Source organism: Chitinophaga pinensis DSM 2588, assembly GCF_000024005.1.
In the GTDB taxonomy this organism is placed as follows: Bacteria; Bacteroidota; Bacteroidia; order Chitinophagales; family Chitinophagaceae; genus Chitinophaga; species Chitinophaga pinensis.
In genome coordinates, this window is the sequence record NC_013132.1 from 9,011,844 (window position 1) to 9,033,586 (window position 21,743).

Consider the following 21,743-nt stretch of genomic DNA (forward strand, 5'->3'; position numbering starts at 1 on the left):
CTAACATATCAATTTTTTAACCATTTTTGCATAGAATTATCTGATTCCAAAGTACTAGGAAGGTAAAAATCGGGTTATCAGTTGACAAAAACGACATTAATGCCTTTCTTTGCATAGCGAATCGACCAAACTGTACAAAAGGAAGTGTATAGGGGATAAGACACCACAATGCCAAAACGATCGCATGCAGGAGTGCACAAATAATTAAATATCAATTAGTCCAATGGTAAAATTTGAGTACATCTGGCTGGATGGTTATCAACCAACCCAAAGCCTGAGAAGTAAAACCAAAATCGAAAAAGAATTCAGTGGTAAACTGGAAGATCTTCCAATGTGGAGCTTTGACGGTTCTTCTACTAAACAGGCGCCAGGTGGTTCTTCTGACTGTCTGCTGAAACCAGTTTTCTTTGTAAAAGATCCTCAGAGAAAGAATGCTTACCTGGTAATGTGCGAAGTACTGGAAGCAAACGGTAAACCACACGCTACCAACGGTCGCGCTACCATTGAAGATGATGATAATGATTTCTGGTTTGGTTTCGAACAGGAATATTTCCTGTGGAACCCAAATAACAATAAACCTTTAGGTTTCCCTGACAATGGATATCCAAGCCCGCAGGGTCAGTACTACTGCTCTGTAGGTACTAACAACGCTTTCGGTCGCGATATCGTTGAAGAACACCTGGACGTTTGTATCGAAGCTGGTCTGAACGTTGAAGGTATCAACGCAGAAGTAGCAGCTGGTCAGTGGGAATTCCAGATCTTCGCAAAAGGTGCGAAAGAAGCTGGTGACCAGATCTGGATCGCCCGCTACTTATTGGAAAGAATCGGTGAGAAATACGGTGTTTCCATCAACTGGCATTGTAAACCATTAGGTACACTGGACTGGAACGGTTCCGGTATGCACGCTAACTTCTCCAACACCCTGCTGAGAACTGCCGGTGATAAAGCGGTGTATGACAAAGTATGTGAAGCTTTCCGTCCTGTGGTAAGTGAGCACATCGATGTATACGGTGCTGACAACCACCTGCGTCTGACAGGTCTGCACGAAACTGCGTCTATCCACGATTTCAGCTACGGCGTATCTGACCGTGGTGCTTCCATCCGTATCCCTGTAGCCACTGTAGAAAGAGGCTGGAAAGGTTACCTGGAAGACAGACGTCCAAACTCCGCAGCAGATCCTTACAAAGTTGCAGCGAGAATCATCAAAACTGTAAAAACTGCATTATAAGCCTGGCTTATCTGCATGTATATAATTAGAAAGGGCGCATCATGAAAATGATGCGCCCTTCTTTTTTGTCAGGGCGGCTAACCTGATGAAAAGTAAAAAAAGATTAGTTAAGTCTCTTGTAACGGAATTTAAAGAACGGGAAGTTATTAGCCTGTACGGTAGCATTAGGCGTACCGTTTGAATACAGGTCCTGTAACTGTACTTTATATTTCACGTTTGCGCTGGTAGTCACGATCAGACTTACTTCCACACCCCATTCAGCAATAGGATATACAATGTGATTTACCACATCGTAATTATACCATCCCGGATGCGCTGTGTTCAGTGTCGTAGCGCCTGTTGGCGGCGCCATCAGGATACGGTTGTAGCCAAAAGTAGTTACAGACGTACCTGTGGTAGAAGAAGTGATGCTTGCAAAAGCAGTGGTGGTGTACTGTAAAGTATAACCTGCAGGAACGCTGATATCTGCATTGGCAGTACCGCTGAAGATCAGGTCATAACCGTCACAGCCGCCATCATTGTCGGCCAGGCTATAGTAGTACGTTGAATGTGCAATGTGCGGAGGATTACCGGTAGTACCCTGTATTCCCTGGAAAAAGTTTGCCACGTTATACACGCCGCTGGCATCCAGTGTAACGGTGCCATAAGTGCTATCGCAGTTAAAAGATACTGTCTGACCGGTAGACGGATTAGTAGCCGCTGTGGTCACATCAGCTCCAGACAATACAGGTGTCGCCTGGTTGCCCTCTTTCTGACAGGAAGAGAATATTGCCATAGCACCCAGCGCTACCGCGTAGAATGAGCGAGCAATATTTTTTGTAGTTTTGGCTGCTGATTTGGGGGCAGTGTCTAAGATTTTCATTTTTAGAGTTTTAAAATGTTAAGGATAAGATATTTGTTCTCCGGATCTTCGGGGAGCCCGGACAGTACCAGTGTCCGGCTCTCCTCCTTTCCGGTATGGCAGCCGCCATTGACAATGTTTATTCTGTAATGATCAGAACCGGATTAATTGTTCCCGCACGCTGATATACCGTCACTCCCTGATAATTCCGGAATGCCGTATGTAGCAGGTTATAATTCCCCAACGGGAAATCGGCAGGTATGCGGTAAGTCACACTGGTCAGATTAAACTCAGCCAGTTCCAGGTCATAATAGACCTGTCCGCCAGCAAGTCGGGCTCTTCCGGCCAGCATACCTCTCATATTGTTGCCGTTCAGTGTAAATCTTTCGCCTCTCTTTACAGTAATAGCCGTCGTTGGTGCTACTACAGATGGCAAAGGATAAATAACTTTCACAAAAGCCTTCTCGCTCGTCACAGTTTTAGTGGCACTTACCACCTTCAACTTATAACTACCTGTATCCACATCAGGTGTTGCCATTTCCAGCGCATAGTCATTTGCGCCCAGTTCAGTGAAACCATTGATCGTACATTTGGTCTCTACGCCTTTTGCCGATACCAGGTAAGCACTTGTTACATTCAGATCTGGTATCACATAAGTAATACCTCCTATGCTCAGGTTAGCTCCCAGCTGGCCTACCATATCAGTACCACTATTGATCTGCAACTCCGGTTGATTCACAATTATCCGAAGTTTATAAGACGCTGTAACACCGGTCTGCGCTGTCACCACATAGGAGACACTGTCCTTAACAGCAATTGCAGTACCTGATGCCGGTAATACTGTCGCCTTATCAGACACAGTAACCAACGGTGTAATGGTAGCCGGTACAGGCTCGTCAAACGGCCAGTACAATATGATACTTCCATCTGCAATCGCTGCCTGAATAGTATCTCCTGTTACAGCTACGACCTTAAATGTCTTCAGCTCATGATAGGGATAAGGCGCTTCCACCTTCTCTTTACTACAGGCGCCGGCCATTATCCAGCACGCCAGCAGTACAGTGGCCAATACCTGAGAATATGTTCTATTAAAAAATGTCATGGTCATTCAATTGATGTAGATAATTACAGAACGTTTAGAACGTTTCAACTTTTACAGGATTCTTCATCGTTGCGGATCGGGTATAAGATGTAACCCGGATACGGTACAAGCCCGCAGGCAGTTGCTCGGCAGACGGTACTGCCGTACCGATACTGTTGGTATAATTGTCTCCGTTAACAGCTGTGTATACCACCGTACCCTGTTCATTCAGGTAACTGATCGTAGAAAAGATGCCCAGAGATTCCTGCTGTGGAATGAAATTCTTTCCGGTGATGCTGAAGAAGTTGAACTGAAAAGTGGATGGATCACTATGATATAACACCAGCGGAGCAGCAGGATCCGGAGATAACTCGTCTACCGCAATATCCGGCTGCTGGGTAGTCAGTACGAGGTTGTAAGTAGCCTTGCTGCCATCCTTACCTGTTACCACATACGCCACCTTTGTTCCTTCACTCAGCTTTTTTGTAATATCATCAATGAGTACGCCATTACCGGGTGTCACTGTAGCCCCCTCAGAAACCCTGATTTCAGGCTGTATAGCCGTTAGAAAATAATAGTATGGCAGTATGAGTGTAATCGTCCCTTTCTCGTCGTCTATCGCCCCGTATACAGCAGCATCGGGCACGTTGGTCACCTTGTAAGAGAGTATCCTGTTATTTGCCTGTGCAGGCGGTTCAATTGTTTCCGTTTTTTTACAGGCAGTCGCCAGCACAATCGCTGACAATGCCGGCAGCAGCAGATTTCTGATCTTCATTGCAGGTTTATATTGAGATTGATTATTTCAGGTCTAGATTCCTGGTTCCGTCTTTCTGAATTGCATATTTAAACGTCACAAATCCAGGCTTGTAAGAACGGGTCGGTAATTCAGGTGCTCCCTTGTAAATACTATAGACGACCATTTTCACATAATGCCCTTTGGCTGTTTTAATGATCAGTGCACGTGGCATACTATAGCATACATGGGCGACAGTATCCGCAGGCGATGCTGGGAACTGCAAACCGTAAAAATCATAAAATGCCCATCCGTCAGTACTCGGACCAAAATAGTCCAGTCCTACGCCATCATTGGTCAGCAGCTGATCGTCATTTACCGGCATCGTTTTTATATGCGCAAAAGCACTGTCAAACAGCCGCCGTGCAGGAATCGCTTTCATCGCTTTCTGCGGACCGCCATAATATTCCGCATCAATAGCGGCATCTTTTACCAGGTAGATACCTCCGATACCCGGACCACCATAACCCGGAGAGAATTTTGCCTTACCGTTATTGATCAGGATTGTACTGTTATACGTACCACTGAAGGCAATATCCCAGTTGGATGTCTGCACCTGTGATGCAGGAATCGTACGCTGGGTTTCCAGACTGTAATAGAATGTCTTTGCAGCGGCTCCGGACGTTGCATTGGTATCCGCAGCCAGATTGATCAGCGTGTATACCCCTGTTTTCACATCGACAACCGTTGTCGTATCCTCCGGAGTGGGTACCTCCGGGGTATTTTTGTCGCCTTTCGAACAGGCAATCATGGACATGGCAAGGGCCATGCATAAAAGAGTAAACTTTTGCATAAAGTGAGTGTACTTAGTAAAGTGATTGCTTATCAGGGCGTTCTCAGGTTCCTGCTACCGTCTTCCTGCACATAATAACGGAAAGTGAAATAAGGTGCAGGCCAGTAGAGATCAGTTACCGCCGGTGGATTACCCTGATATACATTGATCAGTTCCAGCTTCGCATATTTCCCCTCAGCTGTCATGAGAACAAACGTGCGGTTCTTTATGGGAATGGCCAGATGGGTCGTTAATGAATAAAAGTACCAGCCCGTATTATAGATCTGTGGGTATCCATCCCAACCGGTAAACTTCAGGTTATTTTCTTTCATCGCTTCCGGAGAAGGCGCTGTCGTGATTTTTGCATAAGGAGAATCAACTGCTATGATCAATCCTTTTCCCGGTCCGCCATAACCAGGGCCATTTGCATTGCTGCCATCATTTACATATACCAGCGCATTATACACATCGGTAAACGCCAGATCCCAGCTATTACTACGACGATTAGCGGCCGTGCTATCCCATGATTGCAACTTTGTCTTTAATTTGAAATAGAAGCTTTTGAACGGCCTCCGCTCCTTCCCTTCCACACCATCTGCCACGGAGGCTTCTGTATCACCTGCCAGATCGTAGACAACGGTGCTCACGCCATCTTCATAACTGGCTTTCGTATCCTTATTTTCATCCTTCTTACAGGAAGCGGCTAACAGGGTAGCGGCTAACATACAGAACAGGGTTGCGTATCGCATGGTTTCGTTTATTTAAAAAAGCGCCATTTTAAGCCGGCCATTAAGATGCGCCCAGGTTGTCCGGGCATCAGCATGTCAGTATAATTGGTCACATTATCCGCTGTTATCTGTACGGATAAATGATCTTTACATAATTTCTTTTCCAGAGAAGCATACAACATCGCATAACCTGCAATGAAGGTATCATACCTGTCCAGGAAACGGTTGTTATTAGCATCATCATATCCTGCTTTACTCCTGTATGTAACACGACAGGTAGCACTGACGCCCCAGGGTGCATATTCATAGAATACCCGCAGATTAGCCATATGCCTGGACCTGTTTTCCAGTCCAATATAATCACTCACGCTGGAAGTGTTGGTTTCCCCCGTATTGCTGTTCCGCACCTTATTGTACGGATACTTACCGCTACGGATGGAATCCATGACACCTCTGTCTTTTGCATACAATAACTGGTACCCTGCGGAGATGTCCAGTCCTGCCAGCGGACTTACTATTACACCGGCTTCTACCCCGGCAGTATAGGAACGGTCGAGATTGACGTAGGAATAAACAGGCTGATAATTCGTTCTGGTCGCCACCTGCACGGTATTGATGAAATTGTGCAGGCTATTATAAAAAGCATTCAGATCCAGCTTAACGGCGGTATGCGCTTGTACACTTACGCCTGCATTATAGGACACAGAAGTCTCTGGTTGTAAAGCAGCACTGATATTCCGCGCTACAGGTCTTATTTCACTGATCAATCCCGCAGCCTGCATCTCAGCCAGCGTGCCAGCTACTTCTTCCACACCTAACACGGTATACCCTGCCTGCGGATTGGTAAAGACCTGGTAACGTTTTTTGAAATCGGGGGTCTTATATCCGGTACCAACAGCGGCTTTCAACAGCACCTTCTCGCTCACACTGTAACTGATGCCGGCACTTGGATTCAGACGACCACCATAGAAACCATTATGATCATATCTCAGTCCTATACGCATCATTAGCTTACTAAGCAGCTTCCAGTCGCCCTGCACATAAGCATATCCGCTCCAAAGATCATTTCCACCATGAAACTCGGTATCATTCATCCTTTCCAGATTCGCACCTGCGCCACCTGTAAAGGATAATCTTTCTGAAGACGTATATAGAAACTGCTCTTCCAGCCGGTGAAAATATTGGGTAAAATCATTCGCCTTCAGGGCGACCTGCTTACCGGTGCTGACGTCCTGACTGGAGCTATAGCGTGTCAGATAATATTGCGTATTTAACCGGAATCGTTTGTTGACCGACGACTGTAATACCACAGATGCATTCACATCACTTTCACGCAATACATCTTTTGTACTGTTTTCAGTCTGACCACTGCTATACACAGATTCATTCTCTGAATTACGCAACGCCCATCTGCCTGACAACAACAACTGATGTGTGTTGTTCAAACGATAACGAAGACGGGATTGCAGACTGTAACTATCATATGGCGGAGCTGTAGCTCCCCTGCTGAGATAACTGTTCACATTGTAGCCATCCGTATGGTAATAATTACCAGACAACGACACTGACCCTTTTTCTTTTGCAAAAGGCATCTCTCCTTCCAGTGTAGCGTCCTGTGTGTTCTGTGAACCATACCGCAGGATTGCCTGTCCCTGTGTAGCTGTTACTTTCTGACGGGTGATAATATTCACCACACCTCCCAGCGCTTCACTGCCAAACAGGCTGGAAGACGCTCCTTTCACAATTTCAATCCGCTCAATATCTGATACGGTAATGCGCGACAGATCAAAATTTCCTGCATTTCTGCCTATCATTGGCTGTCCGTCTATCAGTATCAGGATATAATCGGAGCTGAAGCCCTGCATTTGCATACCGATTGCACGTGATCCCGCGGCTATATCATTCACGATATTCACACCGGTTTGTTCGCGCATCACTTCATCCAGTCTGCGGCTACCCATCATCTCCAGTGTCTTTCTGTTGATGATAGTCACCGGCATAGCGGCTTTGCTGGTCAGCGTTTCCAGGCGCACAGCTTTTACCTCCACTCCCCGCAGGTCTTTAGCCCTGGAAGTGTCAGTCTGGGCCATGGCCCACTGGTGTCCCACACACAGCAAGATGATTGAAGTGTAAAAATCCTTTCTGATATACATTGGTTAATATGCCGGTACGAATATCCCTGTGCCTGTAGGGAACGGGTCGATAGTACGGGTTACGGAAATAATAAAATGATTGTCGGGCGGAGTAGTATTGTAAAATTAGTATGGACTACTGACAAGTTAATGACGAAACGGGAAAATGACTTACGCAAAGAGGAAAAATTAGGAATTAGGAATTAGGAATTAAGAATTGGAATGCAGCGAAGACTGGGTTCCTTACAAAACTGGTATAAAACAAACGACAAAGGTGATTCATATAGATCGCCTTTGTCGTTACTATTAAGACCTTAAAACAATTCTTAATTCTTAATTCTTAATTCTTAATTCTTAGTTTATTTCACCAGTTTGTATTCAATTACCGGATAACCTCTTACACCACCGTCAGCAAGCCCCATACTCACGAATTTCAGTTTGTAATAGTTACCGTTAGCATCTTTCACTACATAATAGAAGTTCTTGTAGATACCAGCGCCGGTAGTCGCTCTCCAGCTGCTGCCAATCGCATCTCGTTTGTCAGAGAATGTCAGGGTAGCGATGTTGGAAGCAGAAAAGTTGTTATAACTGATCACAGTGCTGTCCACTTTAGCTGCGGTTACACCTGCATACTGGTTGGTCACCACGAAATCGGAGAAGAAATAAGGAATGGTCGCTGTATAATAAGCAGCATAAGACCATGCGATATCCCAGTCAGCTTTCTTAGGCTCTATATTTACAGTGTTACCGTTCTCCAGGGAGAAGAAAGTAAAGTTGAAACTATTATCTTTTGTGATAGTAGCTGTTTTAATGGTGGTTTCTTTCAGCTTTGCATACTGTAAAGTGTAACCATTGCCACTTCTTGTAACACGGATTTTATACCAGGTAGCAGGATCGGTAGCGGAAGAAGTTTCTGGTTTCACCAGGTATACCTTGTTGTTTGCTTCTGTAGCAGACACTTCAGCGATAGCAGTTTTGGTCAGATCACCATATACGTCATCGATCATTGACAGTGTACCTTGTCCCTGTCCGATAGCCAGGGTGATACCTGCAGTATCTTCGATATTAACAGTACTGATATCCGTTTTATTCAAAGCCTTTGCACTGATAGCAGTGAAACCATTGAGGATAACACGGTATTCTGCACCACTATAGAAACCGAGGGACCAGCTGGTACGACCTCTTGTAGCAGTTGAGTCAGAGCTGAAATCTACATATACAGTATTTGGGGAGCCTGTGCCGCCACCGCCGTTCAGCGTAAGCTGAGAACCATCAGAAGGTGGTATTACAACGGTAGAGTCCTCGTCTTTACTACATGCACTGAATACGGTTCCAACAGCAAGTACGAGGAAAAGTCTGCTTAATTTCATAGCCATTTTTGTTTGATTGTATTTATTTGATCAATAATTATTTGTTCCTGTTCCAGTTGAAGCTTAATCCTAGGAAATAAGACCGTCCATACCACATCGGCAATACGCCGCCTGCTGTATGCGCCTGTCCGCTGGTCAATGTTGAATTGTTAATATTGGTGTTATTAAACAAGTTTCTGACACCTACATTTACCGATACATATTTTGTAATGGTCTTGGTAGCGGTAAGATCTGCCTGATGAAAAGACTGTGTTCTTATCTCATGTATAAAAGAAGGAACGGCGGTGGTTACCTCTTCATAAGCAGGGCGTTCTCCGTTGAATTTATAAGAGAGATTCAGTGCACCTCCAATCTTTCTGAAATTGTAGGTAATATTGGCATTTACTTCCGGCATCCAGGTAAATTCCGGTGTTGGATAATCTTTGTTGTAGGCCGCATCATCGGAAAACTGATTATAGCGCGCGATGTAAGAAAAGCCGGCATTCACCTGCAGATCTTTCCAGTTAAACACCCCGCTTAATGTACCACCAGTCGTTTTAAACTTGCTGATGTTCACATAAGTAGACGTGTCCGATCCGTTAATCGTTGCAATATCTATCCTGTTATTGAAGTCATTGTAAAATCCGGTAGCAGTTACGCCTATGCGTACCGGCCCTTTCTCAAGCGCCTGCCAGCTGACAGAACCCGTGAAGCTATTGGAATATTCTGCTTTCAGATCACTGTTCCCTTTGATAGAGTGACTGGCGTCAAAGAAATAGAAATACAATTCCCGCAGGGCAGGCGCTCTGAAACCACGTGCATAAGAAAGGCGCAGATCCAGGTTATCCCGCAATGCAAGTTTTGTATTGACAGAAGGTATCACCGGCGGTGCATTGTATCCAGAGTTTTCAATCAGTCTTACACCCGGACGTATATTCAACCAGTCTACCGGTTTGATCTCAGCAGAAAGGAATACGGAGTAATCATCGATATAAGGTGTACCCAGTATACGTTGTCCGGATGAACCATCGCGACGGTATTCTATACCCGGCTGGAAAGACCATACCGGAGAAAAAGTATACTGTGCGGTTCCTCTGAAGAAAATCGTATTGAACTTAGATACATCCTGTGCACCTGCGTCAGTTGCCAGTGCCTCTGTATTATTCGTAAAGTCTTTGATCGTGGTATGTGTGATACGTTTGTAATCCTGGTAAGAAGCAGTCGCATTAATGCCCAGGTCCTTATTCACCTGCCATACGGCTTGTGCCTGATGCGTAAAGCGGTCTGTCAGGTAATGCTGATCTGTAGCCTTTCCGTTATCATAATTAATATCACCCCGGCTTGCAATATCTTCATCGAGATAATCCAGCCGGTACCATACTTTCAGTTGCTCATTGCTGTATCCAAAGGTACCATTGGCAATAAGCTGATCTTTCGGTTTCCAGGCTTTCCGGCGACCAGTAAGTGAATCACTCCATCCACCGAAATTATTCCTGGTAAAACCAGCGCCGGCAAAGAAGCCTTTGTGTCCCCACTGCACACCGATGCTCTCATTATGCACTCCTTCACCTTTGAAAGCAGCATACTCTTTACCAACGGTTTCTTCCTGTACACGGGCAGTAACAGACAACTGTTCCTTTCCGTGATATTTTTTAGTGATGATGTTGATCACACCTGCCAATGCGTCTGTGCCATAGACGACTGACATGGGACCTTCAACGATCTCTATTCTTTCGATGGTATTGATATCTATCTGAGAAAGACTCTGACGGGCGCTACCTCTGTCTACCAATGGAATCCCATCCAGTAAGATCTTTACGTTCGTACCGGACATTCCCATGATTTCCACATCTGTTTCACCCAATGTGGCATCATTGGAAAATCGCACGCCTAACTGGTTATCCAGTACACCGAGTACATTAGTAGCGCCGCGTAGTTTTATATATTCACTGGAAATGGTTCTTACCTGATATACAGACTGCTTCAGGGATTGTGGAGCATACTGACCGGTTACCACTACGTCGCGCAGACGTACGGAATCGGCAATAACACTGTCAGGCGCTTTCTGCTTTGCAGACTGCGCCCACGCACTATTGCATAAGACAATAGACAGACCTAACACAATTAATTGTGACCTCATAAAGTATAGTAGCATTGACCCCTTTAAAAAAAATTGCATAAAAATCCCTTGCCGTTGTATTCAACAATCGACACAACGACGCATACTGTTACCTACGGTTAAATGAATAATGCTTCTGTATTACACAAACTGCGGGCGGAGATTGCAGCCATGGTATAATACCGGATATCTGGCGGAGTAAATAATGCATGCAAGATAAGCATGCGTTGGGCGAACACGTTTATCTATTCAGGAAAAAGACTTACGCAATAAGGAAAAACACTAGCGGATCAGATCATATACCTGTTGCAATAGGATCGCTTCACCCATCGCCTCCTTCATATCCAGCCATTCCTGCAACGTAAACGTAAAACTGATATCTCTGCATGGCGAATGCACGATGACTCTTTCCTCTCCATCAGGAAACATCATGCTGCAATCGTAGAAGTCCTGGTGTTCGAGTGTCTCATGAAATAATTGAAAATCTTTAGGTGTGAAATTCAGGATAAGGTTATTATGCCATATATATACGGTCTGGCAATTTGCACAATGGCTGATCTGCGCCTTATTCTTATTCCACAATGGTCTGATATCGCACATATATTTTTGTTTAAGGGTTTGTGTTGTAATCTGGATCGCCAGGCAGTGCGCACACTGCCGGCAATAGCAGATAAACTTCACTGATAAAGGGTTCTTGAGGATAGTATAATTTCTTTTTGGAGCTGACAAACAATGGATGTTTGCAGCAATAAATGCTAATATCAATTACTCTTTCGCACAGATCAAAAGTACTACGTTGTGTGAAGGATAGACGCTCAAATAAGGAAAACGATTTGTCAATTAGGGAAAAACAAAAGCGCCTCCATGTAAATGAAGGCGCTTCAACTATTGCAGGTTTATAGAAAACGATTGTTCATTACAGACTCGCTGCCAATGCTCTCCATGGTTCCAGTTCAGGATTACCTGGTTTACGTTTACCAAAGAATTGAGCAATCATTTCACCCGCAGCATCAAACACTTCCAGTGAAGTAACTATACCATCTACAGAAGGTTTTTCCACCACCCAACTTTGTGCAATGGTATCTGTTCTGAGATGCAGATTGAAGTCTTCGTCCATTACATTGATCCAGTTTGGAATTTCAAGGATCTTCTGTACAGGACCAGTATGAATTTCGATATTGCCCGGGTTACCTACAAACACCATTATTTCAAGACCAGTAGCGGAAGCCTGGTTAAGCAATGTTTTTACACATTCACTGTTTACGCGGCGGGAGAATTTACCTTCCGCCAGCTCAAGTGCCCCTGTTCTCGATAATTTATGCTTCATCAGCAATGGGAAGAAATCATGCGTATCCTGTAAGTTTGCCCATCCTTCCAGGAAGGATGCAGCATCTGCGTTTGCATCATTATATACCGGTGAGGCGGGCGCTGGCGCAACAGGAATAGCAGCGACCTGCTCAGCAGCCGTGAAATCACTTACCACTTTATCCCATGCGCTGAGATCCGTCTGATCTACCGCATATATCTTCATGATAGCGCCGCCTTGTGCGTCAAAGAGCTGAATAGATTTTTTGAAACCGATACTTTCATCATTTTCTACTGCGAAGCCATACTTCCAGCGGGAAAAGAACATACGCAGATCGATGTCTTTACCTAATACGGTACCGACATGTTTGTTTTCAGTATTTACTATTTCAAAAACGCCTTTACGTTCTATTACACAATTTTCATTGCGGGTCAGCACCATCACTTTACCTAATGCCGGCATTGCCTGCATGAGTGCAGGAAATTCATTCTTCAAGTGCTTAACGGTTGTTCCGGTGCAGGCGGCGACGATTTCGCCTTCGCTCACTTGCAGCTGATGAGCAGCATCACGGATTCTTGTTTTCGGATGTTGTTCACGGAAATTCAGCCATTGTTCTTTTAATGTAGAAGTCGCAGTTGCATTCATTGGATTACAATACGTTTATTGCCTTTTCGGCAGGTGATTTAAAAAGGCCGTCGGCAGCGGCGGTTACCACCAGCGGATAATGACATTGAGGATGTTCCAGTACGGCTACTTCCACACCGAAACAGTCTTTAATATGTGCAGGTCGCAGGATTTCTTCCACTGTACCCTGTGCATATACGCCTCCATCTTTTAACAGCAGCATTCTGTTTGCATAAGCAGCAGCTAACTGAAAGTCGTGCAGCACGGCTACTACCAATACGCCGCTGGCAGCGAGAGAGGTAGCCAGTTGCAGGGATAACTGCTGATGAAGAATATCCATACCCGTCACCGGTTCATCGAGCAGCAGCATCTTTTTACCGGTATAATCGGTGGCCCGCAGATCGGGCGCCTCCAGTAGCTGCGCCAGTACCCGGGCCATCTGCACACGTTGTTTCTGTCCTCCTGATAGCGTCGGATATGTCCTTTCCCGCAGGTTGTATACCTGCATCGTCTTCAGTGCGTAGGTTACGATCTCTTTATCCAGCGCAGTAAGATGCGTATTGTATACATAACGCCCCATGTTCACTACTTCCATTACGGAGAAAGGCTGATTCAATGTGATCTGTTGTGACAATACGGCACGCATCCTGGCCTGGGCATCTACCGGTAATGTTTTCAATTCATTGCCGGCAATGTTCACACTACCCTGATAGTGCATATACTCCCCTGCTATTACTTTCAGCAGTGTTGATTTACCCGCTCCATTGGCCCCCATGATCACACAGAGTTCGCCGGCATTCGCATCCATGCTTACACCACGCAATATCTGTGCTTTTCCCAGGGACAGTGATATATCTTTTGCACGCAACATCATGCCAGTATAGTCCTTTTTTCTTTAATAATCAGCCATAGGAAGAAAGGCGCTCCTATGACCGCTGTAATAATACCTACGGGTAATTCAGCAGGCGCAACGATAGTACGGCATAACAGGTCTGCAACTGTCAGCAGCACTGCTCCTGATAATGCGGAACCGGGTATCAGTATCCGGTAATCCGGTCCGGTGAACTGCCTTACAATATGTGGTACGATCAGTCCGATAAATCCGATGATACCTGCCACTGCCACACCCGCAGCTACCGCCATCGTGGCCAGTATGACCAGTAATGCTTTCAGTTTAGGTACGCCTACACCACTGTGCATCGCTTCTCTTTCACCAAGTGCTAGCAGATTCAGTGCCGGCGCCAGGCGCGGCAGCACTATCAACGGAATGATAATGAAAGGTGCAATACCTGCAACAGTTTTCCAGTTGGCGCCGCCCAGACTACCCAATGACCAGAACGTAATGCTACGCAGCTGTTCATTGTTGGCCAGGTACGTCATCAAACCAGTCACTGATTCACACAATGCCCTTACTGCAATACCCGCCAGCAGCAACGTAGAGATAACTGCCTGTCCGCCGGTACGCGCAATGCGAAAGATGAAAAGTGTTGTGATGATTGCTCCGGCAAATGCTGCAAGATTCAATGCATAAAAATTCAGGGCCGGTGCACTTTGAAAAACGGGTAATGTATGCTGTACAATAATCATTACTACCGCCCCCATTGATGCTCCCGAACTAATACCGATCAATCCTGGATCTGCCAGCGGATTCCGCAGTAAACCCTGTAAGGAAGCACCTGCCAGTCCCAATCCTGCTCCTATCAATACACTCAGTACAACTCTCGGCAAGCGGATCATCCACAGTACACCCGGCATATTTTCTTCGTAGGCCACAGGAAGGTGTATGCCTGTTTTCTCCAATAATATGGCAAGCACCTGTATAGGAGACATGTGCATCGCACCTGTACCTGTCGCCAGCAGTATTACGACAATCAGCAAGACGCTTAAAATCGTAATACTGCCGGCGCGTTTTATGTTGATACTCATCTTTATTAGTTCAGCTTCGTAGAAAGCTCCTGTACGGCCTGAATCACACGCGGTCCAAATCCTGTCAGCAGCTGGCCATCCATGGTAATCACTTTCTTTTGTTTGCCTGCATTCGTTTGGGCAACGCCCTGTACTTTCAGCAGACCGTCTACGCCACCCATACTCTTTAATCCGTCATCAAACATGAGGATCACATCCGGATTAGCAGTTACCAGCGCTTCCGGCGTCAGTGGTTTGAAATCATTAAAACCATTGGCAGCGTTCCGTGCACCGGCAAGGGCAATAATCTTGTCTAGCGGTGTTTCTTTACCTGCCACCATCATGGTACCTGCGCCACGCGCATAGATAAACAGTACCTTTTTGGGGTGTGACTGTACATGTAAAGTCTTTTGTTCTTTATCCAGCTGTTTGATCAGCGCTGTACCTTTTTCAGGCACATTCAATGCAGCAGCCACGTCTGTAATCAGCTTTTTAGTGCCGGCTACGGAAAACTCCTGCTTCATCTGTATAGTTTTTACACCTACATTCTTAAACTGGTCAATAACAGCAGGCTGGATAAAATTATCTGTAGCGAGAATCAGGTCTGGCTGTAATGCCAGTACCGGCTCAGCGGAAATATTACGGTTGTGGCCTACTTTAGTCACCTCTTTCATGCTGGCAGGATAGGTGCTGGTGACATCCACCCCTACCAGTGATTTTTCAAATCCCAGTGCACACACGATCTCGGTAACCGCACCATTCAGTGATACAATACGTTTCTGCGCATTCACATTCATCGTCGCCAACAGGCATACAGCAAAGGATACGATCATTGCACGTATCCGCATATGATTCATCATAAGTTTGAATAAATAAGATTGATTAATACACTGGAAAGAAAAAATTAATGGTTGACCCTACCCGGGGTTTGGGCCAACCATCGCTTACCGTAAGCATTTTACTCCGCCATGCTCCGGCAAGATCTTAGCAATAAGTTATCGGGTACCAGACACCGGGAAGTACAGTATTGACACAGCAGTGCCCTTTACGGAACTTCGCAGTTTTCCGGTACAGTTTACCAGTAATGAAAAAAATTAAGAGTACCTGACAGCCGAAAATGATATAAGGATATATCAGAAATGGTCTGACAGTTGCGGCGGAGTAATTGAGTAGTGCAAATCTATGTCATAGAAATGTAACCAACTAATCAAATCGGGAAAATTTTATGACAATCTTTACGCAAATGGGAAATATTTATAAAATTCAATATTTCTTCAGGAAGTTGCGGGAGGGGTTTAAACTAAATACTTTCCGCTGTTGTTGTTTATATATTACCTATCACCGGAAAAATTAATACCCATGGATTGGGATGAAATACTAAATCCATTATCGCCTTACTATCAGAGTGCGATGCAGGAACAACAACAACTTGTTAATCTGCAGGACGGTCTGATATCTGCCGCCAAAGAGCTGATGTCATCCGTATACCCGCAGATCTATCACCTGGAATCAGCGGGTTATACTGAACTCGAAAACACCATTATTTCAGAATGTGTAAAACTGTCGTGTAAGCTGAATGATATTATTCTCAAATACCAGATAGAGAAATAGAGCTGCTATTCTACTGCGAATGAAAGTCTGCCGGCGTTTACCCCCGCAACGATGCCATATCCGTTCTTCACATTGGAATAGATATCCTCCGGATTCAACGTAAAATCAAGGCCGTCTTCCAATCGCTGATCTGATGTGCCGTCCAGGTATTTATAGGCGCCCGTCGTCAGATTGCTGACTTCCACTATCATGTGGGAAGCAGTGACCTGTTTGCTTGTCTGTAATACGAACAGTACATCCTTTCCGCTGATACGTTCATCACTCAGCATCACTTCGCCGCTATAGCTATTGCCTATAATATCAGCAAAGTTGTTATTAAAGGAAGGATCCAGTCTGAACTTTACGGTATCGCGCTTAAATGGAGTAATGACACCGTTTACAGTGTCGGCATTATACACGCGTATCCTGTAGTAATTTTTCTCATTAATATTGTCTTTCAGCGTGAAACGCACCCTGTTGCCCAATTTCTGTGCAGCTCCGTCCCTGATTTCCGGACGCTGTGGCGTGCTGTCCGTTGCAGTTACACTGGCCAATCCGCTGTAATTAACTGTGATCTTATACTCACTGCCTGCCCTGGCTGGCATATGGGATACAAAGTATCCTTTCCCATTGATTACTTTCCATTCCGGCGCCGGCATTGTTTTGCCGTCTTCATACATCATGACAACTGCATTTTTCAACTCGGGGAACTTCAGATTCTGATATTCTTTCACCGGCTTACTGCCGGTCACTCTTATATACACAAGACTGTCAGGCTGTATCAGCGTATTGAGCACTATCTTATCGCCATCATAGGGTATCGCAATCCTGGACTCCTTGCTACAGCCAGCGAATATGATCATACATACTATTGCAACAACAATAAACGGACGCATACGTTTCATTTAAAATTTAATAGCGTACGTCACACTAGGCAGAATAGGCAGGATGCTGACCTCGGCCAGATAACGCTCCTGTTTCTCCCTGTCAGTGACGATGGCGTAAAAGAATGGATTTTGTTGATTATAGGCATTGTACAGACTGAACGTCCAGCTTTTTGTCCACAGCCGCTTCTTTTTGCTGTAAGTGGCGCTGAGATCCAGCCGGTGCATCGGTGTAGTACGGTACTTATTCCTGTCGCCCATATGATCCAGTATAGGATCGTTCTGTGGCGGATCATAAGGAGAAGGATCATTAATCCCTTCATAACTGGCATTGGGTAATGACAAAGGCGTACCGGAAGCATATTCCCAACTGGCGGACAATTCCCAGCGTTTACCCAGCTTTTGCGTGATCACCACTTCCAGGTCATGCCGGCGGTCATATTTATAAGGGAATATTCTTCCCTGATTAACACTGGGGAAAGCTCTTTCTGACCATGCCAAGGTATAGCCTATCCAGCCGCGTGTTGTTCCTTTCTTTTTCTCAAGTAATAATTCTGCACCATAACTACGCCCCTTACCAATATCCACCACTTCATCCCAATCCTTTCCTGCTCCGTTAAATGGAGAAGCTGCCCCTTTATACTCTATCACATGGTCCATGGTCTTGTAATAGCCCTCAAGTGACATCGCATACATCCCTCTTCTGCTCGTTTTGGATACACCAAAAGAACCCTGCCGTGAGAACATTGGCTTTACCCTTCCGGATGATGGAACCCACAGATCTGTAGGCAGACTCGCCGCATTATTAGCCAGCAGATGCAGATACTGCGTCATATGTGTATACGAACCTCTGAGCACCCATCTGCGCGGCAATTCATAACGGATACCTAAACGGGGTTGTATGGAATTATAGAAACGACCATCCACCAGGAAACCGGATGCATGTACCCCCAGATTCAGCCAGAGATTATGTGCCGCATTCCATTCATCTTCACCATACAGATACAACTCCTGTCCTACCGAAGTCACATCGCCATAAGTGGTATCCACTGCCGGCTGATCTTTACCATTGTCCTGAAATACAGATACACCTGGTGTGAAAATATGTGTGATGCCACCGACACCAAATTTAATCGTGTGTTTGGGCTGTGGCCTGTATTCAAAGTCCATCTTGGCCACGGCATTCTGTATCCGGGAATAGTATTTACCGGATAATATACCTGTATCCAATGAATTCAGCGGCTTGTAGTTGTATTTATAATCAGTGGAGAAATAATATTGTGAATAATTCACCGTCACATTTGCAAACATCTTCGGCCCAAACACATGATTCCATCGTAAAGTACTGGTATAATTTCCCCAGAGGAAATTAGAACGGCTATCGCCGGAATAAGTACTGATGCCGCCGTCCGAAGACCCCTCCTTCCATTTCACACTGAGTTTGTCCTGCCCTATATATGCACTTAGATAGATACGGTCACGGGGTGAAAAAATATGGTTGATCTTCACATTGGCATCATAGAAATACACATATGCATTACTTTCCGGTCCGGACTCCGTGTTATTATTCACAATCAGGTCATTCATCAGCATATCTGTATGTGAACGGCGGGCTGACACAAGAAAAGATGTTTTGTCCTTTTTCAGTGGCCCTTCTACCATTGCTTTCGCCGCAATCAATCCTATAGCTGCCTCTCCATGATACTGCTGCATATCTCCGTCTTTAAGAGAGATATCCACAATGGAAGACAAACGACCACCATAACGGGCAGGAAATGCACCTTTATAGAAGTCTGCGTTTTTCACAATATCAGGGTTGAACACCGAGAAAATACCAAACAGATGCGAAACGTTAAATATAGGAGTACCATCCAGCAGTATCAGGTTCTGATCAGGGCTACCTCCCCTGACATTCAGAGAACCTGCACCATCCAGGCTACCGGACACACCAGGTAAGGCAACAATCGTACGCATCATATCTGCTTCACCCAATAAACGGGGCATGGATTTAACAGCTGCCGGAGATACATTCAGGCGGCTGACAGTACTTTGCTCCGTCGGACGAATTGTATCTACAATCACTTCAGGCAAGCTACTTTTTGGATGCAATGCCACAATTACCGGTGTCTTGTCATTTTTCCCGGAATAAAGATGAGCAGGCTCATAGCCGATATAAGATACCGTCAGACTACTCGTATCCTGTGGAAGGGTAATACTGAAAAAGCCAAATTGGTTGGTCATCGTCCCTACATGCAATATGGGAGAATAAACAGTGGCCCCGATCAACTTCTCACCAGTCTTAAAATCCTGTACATATCCATTAATAGTAGCCGTTGGATGCTTCTTGACTGTCAACACAATCTGATCGCCTATGCGGGCAAAGGAAATATTATAAGGGCTAAAAATTTCATCCAGGGCTTTTTTCAGGGGCCGGTTCTGCACATTGATGGTCACCAGCGGTGAGAGGTCCACAATATTGCGGCTATAAGAAAAATGGATACCGTATTGTTGTTCGAGTATAGTACATACCGTTTCCAGCGGCTGGTCCTTTACGACCACGCTGATTTTCATTCTCCAGTCCCACTCTGACGCCTGTACAGAAATACTGATCAATAGCATCCCCAGCAGGAATCTACCAAACAGTGACATCATTCGTTTTAAGGTTATAGCTATTATTCATCATGCTTCTTTAATGTGACACCGGACGCTCCTTTTTCTATTGTCGCATTGGTCATAAATGCGAGCGAGGCCAGTATGTTGTTGGCTGTTTCGCCGGTAAAAGTGGCTGTCACCGGCAGTTCCAGCAATGTACTGTCTGCGGTAACGGTTATGTTATACACCAGTCCGATGGTCTGTAATACCTCTGACAAAGGTGTGTCTGTAAACGACAATTGTTTGCCAACGGCATCTGCCACATGTGCAGCTACCCGGAAACGTTCTTTATACCGTTGCTCCAGCAGCATACCGGCAGAAAGCACTACACTGTCGTTGCTACGGCTATCACAGACCATCACTTCTCCTGTATCGACATGTACCCGGAACGGGCTTGTCTTTCCAGCGGTTTCCACCATAAAACGGGTACCCAGCACCCTGATGGTACGTTCCCCCAATTTTACTATAAACGGACGGGCAGCATCCGACGTTACAGTAAAAAGTGCTTTTCCTTCCAGGCTCACCTCTCTTTGTACTTTACCGAAACCCGATGAGACCTCCAGCAGGGCATTATCTTCCAGCTGAATCGTAGATCCATCTTTCAGATAGGCGACCACCGGCCCTGTATAACGTTGCACCCTGTTCCTGCTGGCTGTCAGCCACCACCATCCTGTTCCTGCTGCGATCAGCAACACGGCTGCTGCCGCCCACCAGCTACGCCGCGTATGGCTGACTTTCATGCTGCCTATATGGCTACTGAGAGACTGCCAGGCACGTTCCGTATCCTCCGGGGTCACCTGTATAACAGGCTGCCCCTTGAGTAACTTGTCAAGTGAAGCCAATAATGCCGGATGTTCGGGATCGCTTTTCAGCCATTCGTCCACCCATTGACGCTCAGTCACATCGGCTTCACCAAGCACGTATTTACATAGCAAGGCATATAATGCCTCATCAGCATTCAGTTTAGTCATCGAACAGTTTGTAGTGTTTTAAACAGGTGAAAGCCGTGCCGGAGCACGTACTGACTTTCCCCGGTAACAGGACGCAGGTTATTAGATCTTTCCCCTATAGGGACAGGTAAATATTTTGGTGCACATATCTGCTATGATCCCCCGGCGGACATATATCCACCCTTAAAGTAGCAGCAGCAACAGGTTCAGGTAGTCCCTCAGTTCCCGGTGCATAATTTTCAATGCTTTTCCCATCTGGTTTTCCACCGTCTTAACAGAAATGTTCATTACTTCCGCGATCTCATGGTACTTCAATTGCTGCTGACGGCTGAGTATAAACACTTCACGACAACGCTCAGGGAGTACTTCCAGGGCTTGTTGATACCGTTTTTCCAACTCCCATACCGGCGATTGAACGGGTACATCTGCTGCCTGGAGATGACCGGCGGTCTGCTCTTTCTCCTGCCTCACCGTCTCTTTCCGCCAGTTACTGATTGCCGTATTCCGGATCGCCGCCAGCAGGTAAGACCGGGTCGCCCCTGTGATATCAATCACCGCTCTTTTCTCCCACAGTCGCAGGAATACCTGCTGCACTACCTCCTCCGCCTCGTGGACATTACCAGTGTAATGCACGGCAAAAGCGAGACAGGCGGCGTGATGTTCTCTAAAGATATCTTCAAATGTTTGGCGGTCCAGCATTGGTTAAAAGCGGTGTAAAGATATAATATATACCCGGTTTTGCTGTGTTATCACCTGACAATCATTCTGTACAGACATACAAAATGTGTA

At 45.6% G+C, this 21,743-nt stretch carries 19 protein-coding genes; 2 read left to right on the forward strand and 17 right to left on the reverse strand.

Annotated features, from left to right (window positions below; translation table 11 throughout):
• The first annotated feature begins 223 nt into the window (after positions 1-223).
• Positions 224-1,228, forward strand: coding sequence for a glutamine synthetase beta-grasp domain-containing protein (locus CPIN_RS35690; RefSeq protein WP_012794774.1), 1,005 nt, complete (start codon positions 224-226; stop codon positions 1,226-1,228).
• 103 nt (positions 1,229-1,331) lie between these two features.
• Here CPIN_RS35690 and CPIN_RS35695 read toward each other — a convergent pair whose 3' ends face one another.
• The 13 genes from CPIN_RS35695 to CPIN_RS35755 all read right to left on the reverse strand — a co-directional run bounded on the left by CPIN_RS35695 (position 1,332) and on the right by CPIN_RS35755 (position 15,738).
• On the reverse strand, positions 1,332-2,090 hold the full coding sequence (locus tag CPIN_RS35695) for a hypothetical protein (RefSeq protein WP_012794775.1): 759 nt from the start codon (positions 2,088-2,090) through the stop codon (positions 1,332-1,334).
• 118 nt (positions 2,091-2,208) lie between these two features.
• Complete coding sequence (locus tag CPIN_RS35700) at positions 2,209-3,171, reverse strand: SGBP N-terminal domain-containing protein (protein WP_148230706.1); 963 nt, start codon at positions 3,169-3,171, stop codon at positions 2,209-2,211.
• A gap of 34 nt (positions 3,172-3,205) precedes the next feature.
• Positions 3,206-3,925 carry an SGBP N-terminal domain-containing protein gene (locus CPIN_RS35705; protein WP_012794777.1) on the reverse strand — a complete coding sequence of 240 codons (720 nt, stop codon included), beginning with the start codon at positions 3,923-3,925 and terminating at the stop codon, positions 3,206-3,208.
• Positions 3,926-3,947: 22 nt separating this feature from the next.
• A complete protein-coding gene (locus CPIN_RS35710) occupies positions 3,948-4,736 on the reverse strand; it encodes an HmuY family protein (RefSeq protein ID WP_012794778.1) in 789 nt (262 codons plus the stop codon).
• Positions 4,737-4,768: 32 nt separating this feature from the next.
• A complete protein-coding gene (locus CPIN_RS35715; RefSeq protein WP_012794779.1) occupies positions 4,769-5,464 on the reverse strand; it encodes an HmuY family protein in 696 nt (231 codons plus the stop codon).
• A gap of 8 nt (positions 5,465-5,472) precedes the next feature.
• Entirely contained in the window at positions 5,473-7,533 is a 2,061-nt protein-coding gene (locus tag CPIN_RS35720) for a TonB-dependent receptor plug domain-containing protein (protein ID WP_187294726.1), read from the reverse strand.
• Between the two features lie 401 nt (positions 7,534-7,934).
• Positions 7,935-8,945, reverse strand: a complete 1,011-nt coding sequence (locus CPIN_RS35725; RefSeq protein WP_012794781.1) for an HmuY family protein — start codon at positions 8,943-8,945, stop codon at positions 7,935-7,937.
• Positions 8,946-8,982: 37 nt separating this feature from the next.
• Entirely contained in the window at positions 8,983-11,064 is a 2,082-nt protein-coding gene (locus tag CPIN_RS35730) for a TonB-dependent receptor plug domain-containing protein (RefSeq protein ID WP_148230707.1), read from the reverse strand.
• 261 nt (positions 11,065-11,325) lie between these two features.
• Complete coding sequence (locus CPIN_RS35735) at positions 11,326-11,643, reverse strand: DUF6686 family protein (RefSeq protein WP_012794783.1); 318 nt, start codon at positions 11,641-11,643, stop codon at positions 11,326-11,328.
• Between the two features lie 316 nt (positions 11,644-11,959).
• Complete coding sequence (locus CPIN_RS35740; protein ID WP_012794784.1) at positions 11,960-12,994, reverse strand: hemin-degrading factor; 1,035 nt, start codon at positions 12,992-12,994, stop codon at positions 11,960-11,962.
• 4 nt (positions 12,995-12,998) lie between these two features.
• Positions 12,999-13,847 (reverse strand): heme ABC transporter ATP-binding protein, encoded by an 849-nt coding sequence (locus tag CPIN_RS35745; RefSeq protein WP_012794785.1) that lies wholly within the window; start codon positions 13,845-13,847, stop codon positions 12,999-13,001.
• Complete coding sequence (locus CPIN_RS35750; protein ID WP_012794786.1) at positions 13,844-14,899, reverse strand: FecCD family ABC transporter permease; 1,056 nt, start codon at positions 14,897-14,899, stop codon at positions 13,844-13,846. The genes CPIN_RS35745 and CPIN_RS35750 overlap by 4 nt, the downstream gene beginning before the upstream one ends.
• Positions 14,900-14,904: 5 nt before the next feature.
• Positions 14,905-15,738, reverse strand: a complete 834-nt coding sequence (locus CPIN_RS35755; protein ID WP_222838174.1) for a heme/hemin ABC transporter substrate-binding protein — start codon at positions 15,736-15,738, stop codon at positions 14,905-14,907.
• Between the two features lie 499 nt (positions 15,739-16,237).
• On the opposite strand from CPIN_RS35755, the gene CPIN_RS35760 reads away from it, so the two are divergent.
• Positions 16,238-16,489, forward strand: coding sequence for a hypothetical protein (locus CPIN_RS35760; RefSeq protein ID WP_012794788.1), 252 nt, complete (start codon positions 16,238-16,240; stop codon positions 16,487-16,489).
• 5 nt (positions 16,490-16,494) lie between these two features.
• Here the strand turns inward: CPIN_RS35760 and CPIN_RS35765 are convergent, their stop codons facing one another.
• The 4 genes from CPIN_RS35765 to CPIN_RS35780 all read right to left on the reverse strand — a co-directional run bounded on the left by CPIN_RS35765 (position 16,495) and on the right by CPIN_RS35780 (position 21,653).
• On the reverse strand, positions 16,495-17,331 hold the full coding sequence (locus CPIN_RS35765; protein ID WP_187294727.1) for a DUF4249 domain-containing protein: 837 nt from the start codon (positions 17,329-17,331) through the stop codon (positions 16,495-16,497).
• A 42-nt stretch (positions 17,332-17,373) separates the two neighbouring features.
• Positions 17,374-20,004: a carboxypeptidase-like regulatory domain-containing protein gene (locus CPIN_RS35770; protein WP_063715274.1), complete on the reverse strand. Its 2,631-nt coding sequence runs from the start codon at positions 20,002-20,004 to the stop codon at positions 17,374-17,376.
• A 20-nt stretch (positions 20,005-20,024) separates the two neighbouring features.
• Positions 20,025-20,975, reverse strand: a complete 951-nt coding sequence (locus CPIN_RS35775; protein ID WP_012794791.1) for a FecR domain-containing protein — start codon at positions 20,973-20,975, stop codon at positions 20,025-20,027.
• Positions 20,976-21,137: 162 nt separating this feature from the next.
• Positions 21,138-21,653: an RNA polymerase sigma-70 factor gene (locus CPIN_RS35780; RefSeq protein WP_012794792.1), complete on the reverse strand. Its 516-nt coding sequence runs from the start codon at positions 21,651-21,653 to the stop codon at positions 21,138-21,140.
• Positions 21,654-21,743: the final 90 nt, after the last annotated feature.